This is a genomic window from Haladaptatus sp. DYSN1, from assembly GCF_029489995.1.
Classification (GTDB): domain Archaea; phylum Halobacteriota; class Halobacteria; order Halobacteriales; family Halococcaceae; genus QDMS2.
In genome coordinates, this window is sequence record NZ_CP120472.1 from 95881 (window position 1) to 109586 (window position 13706).

Here is a 13706-nt window from a genome sequence, read left to right on the forward strand (position 1 = left end):
CTCGCTACCGCAAGATGAATACATATCTCCAGGCTCATCCAAAACGCTGTTAAACGTGTGAAAGCGAAGCCCGTGCCCAGTCGGAGTGGCGGATCGAAAAGCACGATGAGGACGGTCTCCACTTTGTGCACACCTGTCCGGAGTGGGGGGGCCGAAGAAGACGTATTCTTAAATCTCGCACCCGAGCATGAGCGAACCAGGCGGTGATTACTGCCGCGGCCACTGTCTAGAGAAAGCGAGAAGAATCATGAGATCTTCCTCGCCCTAAAGAATGGGGGGCTTTTTGCTTGACTTTCTGAAACTCAATACTCATCCTCCCACCTCAGTTCCATCACGAAGAACTCGGTCTGTTTCGGTGGTGACACGTACGAGTCGACAAATTCCCCACTCTTGACTACCATCTCAACGACACCACCATGGTCTTCACGGACCGATGGGTGTCTTCATCGGTCACGGTGGGGTATCGGTACGGTTGGGGAGCGCGGTCAGTCTATGACGATGACCGGGACCGATAACGTATCTATCTCCGGGCAGTAGTGTAGATATGCGATTGAGCCTCTCAAAACACGCTATATCGTGTCTGCTCTCGGGAATCATGCAGCATGTAATGTGGTAACTGTATGCAAGAATCTACGATCGGCGTCCAACAGCAGATAGCCATTTCGGAGACACCGGAGGCAGAGTTTCAGACATTGCCGTGGTCACGCCAACGGGTGGTGTTTTTCCAGCTACCAGAGTCGATCCAGCGAGACGTGCTCAACGGTATGGATCGACAGGAAGTACGGCGATTCGTCCGCCGACTCGACCCCGACGATGCGACCGACGTGATCGGTTTGCTCGACGGAGACACGCAGGAGGCCGTGCTCAGTCAGCTCGATGCGGATCGACGAGAGCGGATCGAGTTCCTCCTGAAGTTCAGCCCGGACAGTGCCGCCGGTATGATGGACCTCAACTACGTCACCGTCGACAAGGAACAAGGACTCGAGGAGGTGGCACGGCTCGTCCGACGTCACGAGGCCCGAACTGGGCGGTTTCCTACTATCTTCGTTATCGATCACGACGAGGTATTGGGAGAGTTACCTGGTCATACCCTGGCCCTGGCTGGCCATGGGTCGGCGGTCATCACCGAGTATCTTCGCCCCACCCCCACGGTTCGATACGAACAGCCCGATTCGGAGGTTATCGAGGTGTTCAGGGCCAACCCTCAGAGTAAAATCGTCGTACTCGACGAAGACGATAGTATTCTCGGAGTTATCTACGCGGACGATCTCTTGCGGGCCATCGAGGAAGAAGCCGGCCAGACGCTCTATGAGTTCACCGGTGTCGACGAGCAAGAGAGCGTTCTCGATGGCGCCCTCGAGAAGGTTCGACGGCGATACAAGTGGCTCATCATCAACCTTGGGACCGCCTTTCTCGCTGCGGCGACTGTTGGACTGTTCGAGGGCACAATCGCGGCGTTGACGTTACTGGTAATCTACATGCCGGTCGTCGCAGGAATGGGTGGGAACGCCGGCACGCAGTCGATGGCAGTGACGGTCCGCGGCATCGCACTGGAGCAGATTTCGCTTCGAACAGGGAGACGTGCCATCGGCAACGAGGTGCTTGCAGGGGGTGCAAACGGTGTGATCACCGGTATTATCGTGGCCGCCATCGCCACCCTGTTCAACCAGAGCCCGTTGTTGGGGCTGGTCATCGGCACCGCGATGGTGCTGAATCTCGTCATCGCCGGGTTCTTCGGCGCACTCGTTCCGCTCGTACTGGATCGGCTTGGCTACGATCCGGCCACGTCGGCGACCATCTTCATCACGACCGCGACTGACGTCCTCGGGTTCTTTATCTTTCTTGGGCTAGCGCAGGTCGTGCTCCTCTGATCAGGGATGGGTCGGATACGAGCGTCGCCAGTTCATGTCACTACTCAATTCGATTGTCGACGAGTATTATATGCCACAAAGGAACCGACACGGACGATCCGTCTCGAGGGCCTTCCTTGGAGGCGTGAAACCATCCTGAAAGGTGGACCAGCATACGCACCCACTCGAAGCGGAGTGGTGGGCGCAGAAGGAGGAAGTACTGTCACGAGAAAGTCAAATGTCGATGGGGTTCATTCCCAGTATCGAGACTCTGAGTTTATCGATGTATCAGTCCGAGTATCCGGCTTCGAACGTCATCGGCGGAGTCGTACGTTTGGTTTTTGGTTGGAGCAAACACTTCTTCGAGGGATTCCGTCCCGCCTTGGGTTTCGATCTCGTAGTCGCCATAGGCCTCGACCAATTCATCCGTCGTGATTGGATAGTTCTGGGCATCGAGTACCTCATCGAGGATGCCAAGCCGCCCACCAGGGTCGCCGCCCATCGCTCGGTCTTCATGGGCGCGGTCACGCACCTCCTCTCGCGTCCGATCTGGCTGTTGTCGCTGTTCGCCGGCTTGTTTCAGGTGACGGCCCCGATTGTCGTCTGGCATCCATAGAAATAGGCGTCCGGTTCGGATAACTGTGTGGACGCTCGTCGGGGTGAACGTCTCGGATAGATAGAGCCAAGAATGGTTTTCCGCTGCGCCGTCGATGGTGCGATTTCCCCGTCGGATGAAATTGACGCGTACGAGCATCCGAAAGCGGACCTGACCAGGACTTACCCCTGGGTCTTACGGATGAACTCGTCGAGTTCCGCTGCGATGAGCGTCGCAACCCGTTCACTGTATCTCCAAAGTGCAGCGTTGAGTCGCTCTTCGGTCTCATCGTCGAGACCATCTCCGCCACGAAGGACGGAGTCTTTGCTAATCTGTGGGTGATACACACAGACGACGCCGAGTGAGGTATCCGAACTCGAGGTTCCCGCTGTGTGAATCCCGTACTGATCGGTTCCCCAGACACCATCGCCGCCCTCTCGTTCCAGTTCGGAGTCGAGCGCATCGAGCAGTTGTATCTCTTTGGGAGAGAGGATGGGATCGCCGCCTTCGAACAGTTCGGTGTACGCCTCCATCCGGGCACTTTTTGTCCACTGGTCTAACTGGGCGCGCGCCCGTAGTACGAGTTGTCGCTCGTCAGGAAACTCAGCCATAGTCACTAGAGACCAGCCAAACGAATCAACGTTCGTATGCCTGCGGTCGATGGACGACGGTGGTTTCGTCCCTGAAACACCCACTGCATCTCCGGTCGAACTTCCGTATCGCCAGTGTCGCTGATGGACTGTTCGTGACTGACTGATGCCTTCTTCCCACTTGTGGTGATCGAGTCTCGCTCACGCGGCTCAGAGGAATCGTCATAGCCAGATTTAGTTCTTGTAGTCCTCGATCAATCCGCCCCGCAGCACGATTTCGACCTGTCGCGGGTTCAACCTGTGCTCGACCGAGAACGTCGTATCTTGCGTGGCGTTGCGCACGGTGACCGTGCGACCGTTCTGTAGCTCCTTGCGAACGGCCGGCAGTTCGAGGGTGTCGCCCTGGTCGATGGCATCGTAGTCGTTCCGATCTATGAACTCGAGCGGCACAATGCCGAAGTTCACGAGATTCTGCCAGTGGATGCGCGCATAGCTGACCGCCAGTGCGGCTCGCATCCCCAGGTGGTAGGGCGCCAGCGCAGCGTGCTCGCGCGAACTCCCTTGCCCGTAGTTCGACCCGCCAACGACCAACCACGGCGCACCCTGTTTGCTGGCTCTCTCGTAGAAGCCCTGCTCGATCTGGTCGAACACCCACTCGCTAATCTTCGGGATGTTAGACCGGTAGGGAAGCACCTCCGAGCCAGCGGGCATGATCTCGTCGGTCGAGATGTCGTCGCCGACCTTCATCAACACCGGACCAGTAATCGCATTCGGGACGCGCTCGAACGTCGGAAGGGATTTTACGTTCGGTCCTTTCTCCAACTCGCCGCCAAGTGTCTCGGGAGGTGGACTCAGCGCCGACTCGTCTACGATTATCTGTTCTGGTTCGGTCCAGTCGGGGTACGTTATTCCGTGAGTTTCCTCGAGGGTTCGCGGGTCCGTGATCTCGCCGGTCAGCGCACTGGCGGCGGCGGTCTCCGGGCTACAGAGGAAGACGCTGTCCTCACGCGTGCCGGATCGCCCGGGGAAGTTTCGCGGAACCGTTCGCAAACTGTTCCGGCCGGTGGCCGGTGCCTGGCCCATCCCGATACAGCCGTTGCACCCGGCCTGGTGGACGCGCGCGCCGCTCGCGTACAGCTTGCCGAGATATCCCATGTCGGTCAGGTTCTGGAGCATTTGCCGGGAGGTGGGGTTCACGTCGAAGCTAATCTCGGGTGGGACTCGCTGTCCATCGACGATCATCGCCGGAACCGCGAAATCTCGAAGCCCTGGATTCGCGCTGGAGCCGATGTAGGCCTGGTAGATTTCCTTGCCTTGTACGTCCGCCACCGGGACGACGTTGCCGGGGCTGGAGGGCTTGGCGATCATGGGTTCGATTTCGTCGAGTCGAATCGTCTCCGTCACGTGGTATTCGACGTCGTCGTCGGCGTGGAGCGGTTTGAACTCAGCCGCGCGGTGTTGCTGGGCGAGGAACTGCTTGACGGCGTCGTCGGCCGGGAACACGGTACTCGTCGCACCCAGTTCTGTGCCCATGTTGGCAATCACATGGCGATCCATCGCGGTCAGGGAGGCCAGTCCTGGTCCGTGGTATTCGATAACGCGCCCGACGCCGCCGTCGACGTCGTGGCGACGCAGCATCTCGAGGATGACGTCCTTGGCGCTACACCACGCGGGGAGCTCGCCGCGCAACTCGACACCCCACACCTCGGGCATGTTCACGCGGTATGGCTCGCCTGCCATCGCCATCGCGACGTCGAGACCGCCGGCTCCCATAGCCAACATGCCCATCGCACCCGCGGCCGGGGTGTGCGAGTCCGAGCCGAGCAGCGTCTTCCCCGGGACGCCGAACCGCTCCTGGTGGACGGGGTGGGAGACACCGTTGCCAGCGGGTGAATACCAGATTCCCCACTTCTCGCACGCACTCTTCAGGAACAGGTGGTCATCGGGGTTCTTGTTGTCCTCTTGGATGAGATTGTGGTCTACGTACTGTGCAGAGAGCTCGGTTTCGAGGTGATCGACGTCCATGGCTTCGAGTTCGAGCATGACCATCGTCCCGGTGGCGTCCTGGGTCAACGTCTGATCGATGTCCAGTGCGATTTCTTCGCCCGGTTCCATCAGGCCGTCGACGAGGTGGTCTTCGATGAGTTTCTCCGTGACAGTTCCAGGCATAGGGTAGAGATACGTCGCTTGCCCTCTTTGTTCTTCGCTCGCCCATCGACCATAGCTCACACGAACAAGAAGATACGAGAGGACACTCCGACATTCGTTCACCGGGAGTCACGTGTCGGGGAGAGCCGGCCGACATCCATTGCCCATCCAAGAGGGACACGGCATTACGTCCTCGGACCGAACTATTGGAACAAGGACCGCTTGAATATGGTATCTACACTCGTTGTCGTGGGGTTGCTCGTGGCTGCCTTCGTCGGGTTTAACATTGGTGGGTCGTCGACCGGTGTTGCGTTCGGACCAGCTGTCGGGAGTCGCCTCGTCAGAAAGGCCACTGCCGCAGCCCTGTTCACGCTCTTCGCGTTTCTGGGTGCGTGGACGGTCGGTCGGAACGTCATCGACACCATGAGTGACGGCATCATCCCCGCGGTGCAGTTCTCGCCGACGGCGACTGTCGGTGTGCTGTTCTTCACCGGTCTGGCACTCTTGCTCTCGAATCTCTACGGGGTTCCCGCCTCGACGTCGATGACTGCCGTGGGTGCAATCGTCGGGCTCGGTCTGGCAACGGACTCGCTAAACGAGGCGTTGATGTTCACGATCGTCTCCGCGTGGATTGTTGCGCCACTGCTCGGATTCGGGGCTGGGGCCATCGTCGGCCGATATCTGTACCCCCAGTTAGCGGCCTATATGTCGTTCACGCGCTTCGAGCGGCACCTCGTCCAACTCGATCGCTCAGGCAGTGTTCCGCGCCTCCGCCTCAATACGAACGCAGCCCCCCGCGACCTTGCCGGCTCGTTTCTGGTCATTGCAATTGCGTGTTACATGGGGTTCAGTGCAGGGGCGTCGAACGCCGCGAATGCGGTCGCGCCGCTCGTCGGGAACGGGTCGATTACCATCGAGCAAGGCATCGTGCTCGCCGTCGCCGCCATCGGCCTCGGTGGGTTCACGATCGCCCGACGGACGCTCGCGACGGTCAGTGATGGAATCACCGACCTGCCCATCCTGGCCGCACTCGTCGTCTCGAGCATCGGAGCGACCATCATCACCGTCCTCTCGTATCTCGGTATCCCGGCAAGTCTCGCGGTGAGCACGACCTGCTGTATCATCGGACTCGGCTGGGGACGAGCGAGTCGTGCCGTCACGCTCGCGGAGATCGCCACCCGACGGACCGAGCGTGAGTTGGCTGCGGGCCTCACCACGGGTGCGCTCGCGGCGTCTACGGGGTCGGATGACAGACCGACGGTCCCGACCATCGGCGAGCTGGCGAGCAGTACGGCTGGCGAGCGGACCGGGCGACGGGGCAGAGACACAGCGGTTCCCCCGATCGGGGAGGAACACATCGACGAACTCAGCGCAGAGAGCTTGTTTGACCCGGCCGCCACACGCCGAATCGTTATCCTCTGGATCCTCGCACCCGCGCTCTCGGTCGTCGGCTCGTATCTCCTCTTCGCCGTGGTACTGTAGGTGTATCCTGAGTTCAGTACCCAGTCACCATCAGTATCCGTCACCCGCGAACAGCAAACACAAAACGAAGACACAATCGACATATTGAGAGAAGAGCGTCAGTCGAATTCGTCCAGTCAAGACGACACGTCGACACGTGTGCACCCAGCAGTGAAGTCGGGCCGATCGCGACGGTTGCTCTGCGAGCTCAGTTCTCGAATTCGTCGTCGTATTGTTCGTAGGTGATCGTCAGTTTGCCTGTGGTGGGACGTTTCGCAGCATCTCGAAGCGTTTCGAACGATTCGAGGAGTTCGATTGTGTCGTCAGAGTCCTCCCGGCCGCTCGATGACTCTTCTCGAATCGTATCGTATACTCGCCCTAGGATGCGCCGAGCGGCGTACGAATCGGTTTGTGAGTTAATCTCGAAGGAAGCCACGTATCGCGACATACGTAGATAAAGCTCTCCACGGGTTTTGACCTCCTCCCGCGCCTGAAGACGCGGGAATCCGACCATCGGATTTCAGGCTATTCGTAGCCCTAAGGTTTCAAGACGCAGTAGTCCCAAACGTCTCTTGCTTGTTAGCATCGGTTTGGGTGTCTTGTGGAGCGGTCAACTGCCCCCCATCCTCAACCGAATCATCGCCATCCGTGTGTTCTCTTGAATGGCTCTCTCCGCTGAGGTAGCGGTCTGCAATATTGAGCGAGGCGTTAATGTCTGCTTGATACTCTGAAACACCACAATCCACGTTCGTACACTTGAACGTCGCCTGCTTCGGACGATGGCCCTGTTCACCACAACAGTGGCACGTTTTCGAAGTGTACGCGGGATTTACAGTTTCGACTCGAATCCCCTTCTCAAGAGCCTTGTAACGAATCTGCGCGTGCATCTTCGAGAAGGCCCACCCGTGGAGCCGCCGATTCATGAACGAACCGTAGTCCATATTCTCACGGATGTGAGTCAAGTCTTCAAGAACCAGTACTGGATTCTCGAACTGGTCGGCGTAGGAAACGACTTCCGACGTGACTGTGTGAAGAATCTGGTCAATCTGACGCCAGAGTTTGTCTCCATAAGAAGTGAGAATCTTCTCACTCCCTCGTTCCTGAAGTCGTTTCGAGGCAGAGAAGTACGTTTTACGGAGTTGTTTGACTTTCTTGGCTTCGTCGTTCCAGAGTTTTGGTGCAGTCGGGGAGCCTCGCTCGTCACGGTGACACACCGTTAACAAAGAAGCTTCCCCAATATCTACGCCAATCGGCGTCTCCACCGAACTGGTCTCTCGTTCTTCAACGTCCACCTTCACAACGACGTGGAAGTACCACTTGCCGTCGCGGTCGAACAGCCGACACTCCCTCATCGTCGCATCTCCCGAATACAACGCTTCCAACCACCCTCGTTGCTCAGGATTGATTTGAGCAGGAATCCACAGGTGGTAGTCGTTGTGGTGTGGAATCTTGACGTACCACTCGATTGCGTTCTCGGGCTTGTGGTCGAGCTTCGGCCCTTCGTTCGTAAATCGAACAGGGTGATCGTCGTGAAGCTCTTTTGCGTCGTAGCTTCCACCACAGAGTTGTGGGACATACTGTTTGAGCGCGTTCTTCGCGTACCCGCTCAAGTCGTAGTTGACGACAATATCGTTCGTTGCTGACTGTGTAGTGCAGTTGGCGGTGAACGCTTCTTTGAGAGCCTGTTGATATGCTTGTTTTGTCTCACAGAGTTTTCGATGCTTGTGAGCGCTCGGATTGACAAGCTTGAGTTCCAGCGTCTCGGTGAGTTCAGTCACTGTTCGTCCTCCTCATGACGCTGGATGTAATCTTTGACAGTCTCGCTGGAGACGTGTCCGGCTGTTCCTGCGTAGTACCCGCGTGCCCACTTGATTTTCTCTCCATCGTGGTCAGCGTAGCGGTGGTTGTATTTCCGCGAGCTAATCCCTTTGAACCAGTTGGCGAGAAGTGACGGGGCGTGCTTCGGTGGACTACTGACGAACAGATGGATGTGGTCTGATTGGACTGATAAGTCGATGATTTCGAGACCTTTGTCGTCAGCGATTTCATGGAGAATGTCTCGCACACAGTTGCCTACCTCGTTATCCAGTACCGACTGTCGATACTTGGGTAACCACACTATGTGGTAGTTGAGGTTGTAAGTGGCGTGCCGTGTGGTCTTCATCTGTATTGCACACTATGGGGTCAAAATATATCAAAACTTTGATTTTGGCGGTGGGAAACCCAACAAGCCATAGTCCGTGTTTCTGTACGCTATTGTCCGCTCGACCCGCGCCTAAAGACGCGGGTATGCGCTCGATTACATATCATCTTCGCGGCGAAAAGGTCGATCGGGACACGACTCCTGGCAGTCCTGTCAATATCGAGGATGAGGGTAAGTCCGTTCAACGGGCCGTACACGAACGTCTTCCCCAGACTGATCAGAAATCTCTGGACGGTTTTCCAGTATCCAACTGCAAGGATGTTGCGGCTGACCGAATCTCGCCTGTTCGAACCGTGATTCACTTTCGATGGAGGTTCATTCGAGAATCTCGAACACGTCGACTGCTTTGTACTCTTTGCCGCGTTCTTTGCCGGTCACTTCTGCTACGAGCCCATCCGCTTCGAGATCGTCGACGACCTTGTAGGCGGTCCGGCGTGAAACGTCGAGATACTCTACGAGGTCGAGTGTGGTGAAGTAGGGGTATTGGAGCAACTGCCGAGCGAATCGGTCCGTGCTCGTAGCGCCTGGGTACTCCTGTTCGTAGCGCGTTTGGAGCTCTCGAAGCTGGTGTGTCCGGTCGTAGGACGTCGCCGCTTGGCTTCGGAGGCCTTCGAGGAAGAACGTGAGCCACTCGTCCCACGCACCTTCCTCACTCACCGCACGCATCCGTTCGACGTACTCGACTTTGTGCCGGTTGAAATACGCACTCGGGTAGATGTAGGGACTTTCGAGGTAACCCTTACTCGCTAAGAAGAGGATGATGAGAAGGCGCCCAAGGCGACCGTTTCCGTCGGAGAATGGATGTACGGTCTCGAAAAAGTAGTGGATGATAGCGGCATCGACGAGTGGATGATACTGCCCGCCCAGCTGGATGTACGACGCGAGTGACTGCATTAGCCCATCGAGCGCCTCGGGCGTCGGTGGGACGAACGGACGCTGGCCTGGCTGTGGACTTGCTAGATGAACCATATGGTCGCGGAACTCGCCGACGACGTCATCCTCGTTTCGAACATTCTCGAGCAGCATCGAATGGAGTTCTTTGATGAGCGAGAGGGTTATTGACGCTCCACTCTCGATTTGTTCGAGTCCGAACGTGAGCGCAGTCTCGTAGTTGAGCGCCTCTTGCAGGTCCTTCTCGATTCTGGGATCAGTCTCGTCTGCGGCGTGTCTGGTATGATACGCCTCGACGTCTTGATACGCGACCTCTGCCCCTTCGATTCGTGCGGATTCGACAGCTTCGATGCGAATGAGAGAGGTGTAGAGAACTGCGGAGAAGTCAACTGTCGAGCTGATACCGTCAACGCGACCGATTTGATACGCCGCATCAGCCACCAGATCGTGTGTCTGTTCTGTGAGTTCGAGCTTCGGCTCTACAGGAAGCGACTCTGGGGAATAGTACGGGTAGGGGTGGGAGGGGACGTACTTTCCTGGTGCACTTTCTGGAAGCTCCTTCGTGGGCATTTCACTTAGCACACTCTTCTCGCCCTGTTGGTATAGTTGTTTTTATAGTGAGTATACGAATGAACGGTGTGAGTGCGGGGGTGAAACGATACGTGAGAATAGTATACGTGCGGGCGCCGAAACGATGGCTACGTATAGCGAATATATAAGCGAGTGCGCTAAGAGGGCCAAGGCTGCAGAGTAACGGGTTCTTTGCTTTATTGAACAGGCTTTCTGGCGGTTGCCTACGCGACGGTATCCGAATAGCATACGACTGGAGCAAAACCGATTCAGTTCGCACTCAACTCCTCGTAGCTGAACCCCCGTGGTACAGCAGTACTCTAATTACACCAGTACACTAATTTCAGCCCCTGCCCGTGAGCATCGACGACTTCGAATCCGGAGACCTTCCACAGGGGCCAACGGTCCCCGAGCAGGTGGTTAGATTTCTGTACACACACCGCGACCAGGCATTCACCCGGTCTGAGATTGCCAGTGCTATCGGCGAGAACCCGAACACAGTCGGAACCGCCCTGTCGAGGCTGAATGCACGCAGTCTCGTTCGCCACCGGGGAGAATATTGGGCGATTACACCCGACGAATCTCGGCTCGTCGATGCATACGACGTCCACATCATGAGCGAGCGACTGAACGAGAACGACGGTGGCATCAACGCCGACGAGTGGGACTCGACGGCCCCGAAGACGCCACACCCAAGCGAATGAAGCGAAAATACGGACGAGTCGGAAAGGACACCCGTACGACTATGCAGCCATCAGTTGTTGACACCACATTCAGAATATAGAATTTGAGTTAGAAGGTGAGCCGTTCGAGAAGCCGACTGCTGAATCGTGGCCGACGTGATTTGTGTGGATAGACCGTAATCGTCGTGCAGCCTGGCGATGGGAACGTCGGGGAACTGGCGAACAAGATGTTCTGAAGTTTCTCGTCCGTGCCACGACGCACGACGACATCGGGGCGCGATGGTTGGCCGCCATCGACGCGGAGCGATTCCACGGTGACGGGAACCGAAAGCATCGCAGAGAGTTCGGCCTGGTAGTCATCGATGGTACGCCGGTACTGGTCTGTGCCCTTCTGGTCCGTGGGATACCAGAGCGAGATATCTCCCTCGTTCGCTGTTGCGATGGCTTCGGCGGTGTTGACAGCCAGCGGCGGGTACGGTCCGCGGTCTCCGGACAGCGCGACATACTCCGGACGGTCGTAGCCGAGATTGTCCACGAGGAGCACGTCACAGGGAGCGTGGCGCACGACCCAGTCGATGGGGTCGCCGAACAGCCGAGACCGGAGCCGAAGCGGCTCGTGTTCGGCCACAATCGTGTCCACGCCCCGATTAGCGGCGAAGTTGACGACGGCGTGTTTGGTGTCGTGGCTGACGACTTCATCTGCCTCAATAGCCACAGCTAATTCCGTCGAGAGCGACTCGATTCGGCTTTCGTACGAGAGGTCTGCTGCGGACTGGACGGTCATGTCGTCGGTGAGCGGTGCCTGGTCGGGAACTTCCTCGAACCGAACGACGACCACGCGGCCATCGTCTGGACGGACGAGGTCTGCGGCGATGGCAACCAGCGAGCGTTCTCGGCTTTCGTCGAGGTTCTTGGTGAGTGCGACGAGCACTTCGCGGGGACCATCGCCCCGCATGGATTCAGTCTCCGTGAGCACGTCTCTGCCAACCCGTCGGCGGACCGCATCCGTCGCGGCTCCTTCCCGGCTCACCCGTGGCCGGACGTAGAACAGGTACCAACCAATACTCCCGACGATGATGACGACGGCCCCGACGAGGGCAATCGTGCCCATCTGCGTGAGCAAGAGCACGCCGGTGACGGCACCGAACACTTGCACCCAGGGGTACAGCGGCGAGGTGAACTCGGGGTCGTAGTCCGTGCTACCTTCGCGGAAGGCGACGACGGCCAGGTTGATGAGACCGAACACCATGATCTGGAAGGCGCTCGCGAGTTTGGCGATATCGAGAATCGGGACGAACGCGATCAACACCAGTAACACCGCACCGGTGAGCGTAATCGAGGTGACGGGCGTTCCGAACCGCTCGCTCACCGACGAGAGCGAGGGTGGCGCGAGCTTATCGCGGCTCATGGCAAACGGATAGCGCGACGAGGAGAGGATACCCGCATTGGCCGTCGAGATGAGCGCGAGGATGGCTGCGAGGATGACGATGATGACACCGAACTGCCCGAGCGTCGACTCGGCGGCAATCGCGACCGGCGTAAGCGAGCCAGCGACGCTTCCCGGGTCGGTGACGCCGACTAAAACCGCGACAATACCAACGTACAGGACGGTCGTAAACGCGAGTGAGACGAGGATTCCGAGCGGGATGTTTCGGCCCGGGTTTTCGACTTCTTCGGCGACGCTTGCGACCTTCGTGACGCCGGCATACGAGACGAACACGAGGCCGGTCGCAGCCAGCAGTCCGCCGACGCCTGCGTCGAAGAAGCCGACGTAGTTGGCCGACTCGACGCTGGGTGCACTGCCAGCAGCGAACCAGCCGAGGGCAGCCAGCATGACGACGACGATGGCGACCTGGAGCCGACCCGTCTGTTTCGCCCCGACGACGTTGATGAGTATCAACACCGTGGCGAGTCCAAGCGCGACCGGTTTCAGTGGAAGGTCGAACAGCAACAGCAAGTACGGGACGCCGCCGACGAGCGCGAGCGCGCCTTTGAACGAGAGCGAAAACCACGTGCCAATGCCTGCGATGGTCCCGAGTAGCGGACCCATGCCGCGCTCGATGTAGATGTACGTCCCGCCCGCCTGGGGCATTGCGGTCGCCATCTCGGATTTCGAAAGGGCCGCCGGGACGACGAGCAATCCGGCGAGCGCGTAGGCGAGAATCACTGCTGGCCCGGCGATTTCGAGTGCGAGCGCTGGTAAGATGAAGATTCCACTGCCGATCATCGCGCCGATACTGATCGCGAGGACCGACGGGAGGCCTAGGCCGCGTTCGAGTTCCTTCATACGACCTCACCGATTGCATCAGCCAGCGCCGTCGTCACACAGAGCGGTTCGTGCCCCGCGTCTACGAACAGCGGGATGCGGTCTGGCTCGTTCACGAGGGCGATTACGCGACGAGCCCCGAATCGAGCCCGGACGAGCTGTGCGATGAGCAAGTTCTGCCGGTCGGTGCCCGTCGCGACGATGACTGTCGATGCGTCGGCGACGCCAGCCGCTTCGAGGGTTCGAAGATCTGCTGGATTACCGCGGACGCCGGGCAGTTCAGACCGGGTATCCGCTTCAGTCACGATGCAGACTGAATGGCCGTCTGCACTGAGGCGGTGGGCGACAGCGACGCTGAGGTGTGTGTCACCCAGAATGTAGTATGCGTTCTTTGCACCGTAGTTCGGCTGGTCGGTTTTGACCGGTGGGTTCGACGTCATGTGCATTGT

The 13706-nt window shown here is 58.3% G+C and carries 12 protein-coding genes; 3 read left to right on the plus strand and 9 right to left on the minus strand.

What is annotated here, in order from left to right:
• Nucleotides 1–620 precede the first annotated feature (620 nt).
• Complete coding sequence (locus P0648_RS18240; protein ID WP_277506292.1) at nucleotides 621–1871, plus strand: magnesium transporter; 1251 nt, start codon at nucleotides 621–623, stop codon at nucleotides 1869–1871.
• A gap of 256 nt (nucleotides 1872–2127) precedes the next feature.
• Here P0648_RS18240 and P0648_RS18245 read toward each other — a convergent pair whose 3' ends face one another.
• The 3 genes from P0648_RS18245 to P0648_RS18255 form a co-directional block, all read right to left on the minus strand.
• Nucleotides 2128–2460, minus strand: coding sequence for a hypothetical protein (locus tag P0648_RS18245; protein WP_277506293.1), 333 nt, complete (start codon nucleotides 2458–2460; stop codon nucleotides 2128–2130).
• A gap of 167 nt (nucleotides 2461–2627) precedes the next feature.
• Nucleotides 2628–3056, minus strand: a complete 429-nt coding sequence (locus P0648_RS18250; protein WP_277506294.1) for a hypothetical protein — start codon at nucleotides 3054–3056, stop codon at nucleotides 2628–2630.
• Between the two features lie 213 nt (nucleotides 3057–3269).
• The gene (locus P0648_RS18255; protein WP_277506295.1) at nucleotides 3270–5204 is read right to left on the minus strand and encodes an aconitate hydratase; all 1935 of its coding nucleotides are present in this window, start codon (nucleotides 5202–5204) and stop codon (nucleotides 3270–3272) included.
• Nucleotides 5205–5411: 207 nt separating this feature from the next.
• Between P0648_RS18255 and P0648_RS18260 the strand changes: the two genes are divergently transcribed.
• Nucleotides 5412–6665 carry an inorganic phosphate transporter gene (locus tag P0648_RS18260; RefSeq protein WP_277506296.1) on the plus strand — a complete coding sequence of 418 codons (1254 nt, stop codon included), beginning with the start codon at nucleotides 5412–5414 and terminating at the stop codon, nucleotides 6663–6665.
• Nucleotides 6666–6852: 187 nt separating this feature from the next.
• Here the strand turns inward: P0648_RS18260 and P0648_RS18265 are convergent, their stop codons facing one another.
• The 4 genes from P0648_RS18265 to P0648_RS18280 form a co-directional block, all read right to left on the minus strand.
• Nucleotides 6853–7092, minus strand: coding sequence for a hypothetical protein (locus P0648_RS18265; protein WP_277506297.1), 240 nt, complete (start codon nucleotides 7090–7092; stop codon nucleotides 6853–6855).
• A 97-nt stretch (nucleotides 7093–7189) separates the two neighbouring features.
• Nucleotides 7190–8422 (minus strand): transposase, encoded by a 1233-nt coding sequence (locus P0648_RS18270; RefSeq protein WP_277506298.1) that lies wholly within the window; start codon nucleotides 8420–8422, stop codon nucleotides 7190–7192.
• Nucleotides 8419–8808, minus strand: coding sequence for an IS200/IS605 family transposase (gene tnpA, locus P0648_RS18275; protein WP_277506299.1), 390 nt, complete (start codon nucleotides 8806–8808; stop codon nucleotides 8419–8421). The genes P0648_RS18270 and tnpA overlap by 4 nt, the downstream gene beginning before the upstream one ends.
• A 354-nt stretch (nucleotides 8809–9162) precedes the next feature.
• Nucleotides 9163–10308 carry a Fic family protein gene (locus P0648_RS18280; protein WP_277506300.1) on the minus strand — a complete coding sequence of 382 codons (1146 nt, stop codon included), beginning with the start codon at nucleotides 10306–10308 and terminating at the stop codon, nucleotides 9163–9165.
• A gap of 350 nt (nucleotides 10309–10658) precedes the next feature.
• Here P0648_RS18280 and P0648_RS18285 point away from each other — a divergent pair, with 350 nt between their 5' ends.
• The gene (locus P0648_RS18285) at nucleotides 10659–11012 is read left to right on the plus strand and encodes a MarR family transcriptional regulator (RefSeq protein ID WP_277506460.1); all 354 of its coding nucleotides are present in this window, start codon (nucleotides 10659–10661) and stop codon (nucleotides 11010–11012) included.
• An 88-nt stretch (nucleotides 11013–11100) separates the two neighbouring features.
• Here the strand turns inward: P0648_RS18285 and P0648_RS18290 are convergent, their stop codons facing one another.
• Both P0648_RS18290 and P0648_RS18295 read right to left on the minus strand, forming a co-directional pair.
• Complete coding sequence (locus tag P0648_RS18290; RefSeq protein ID WP_277506302.1) at nucleotides 11101–13278, minus strand: amino acid permease; 2178 nt, start codon at nucleotides 13276–13278, stop codon at nucleotides 11101–11103.
• Nucleotides 13275–13703 (minus strand): NAD-binding protein, encoded by a 429-nt coding sequence (locus P0648_RS18295; protein ID WP_277506303.1) that lies wholly within the window; start codon nucleotides 13701–13703, stop codon nucleotides 13275–13277. The genes P0648_RS18290 and P0648_RS18295 overlap by 4 nt, the downstream gene beginning before the upstream one ends.
• Nucleotides 13704–13706 lie beyond the last annotated feature (3 nt).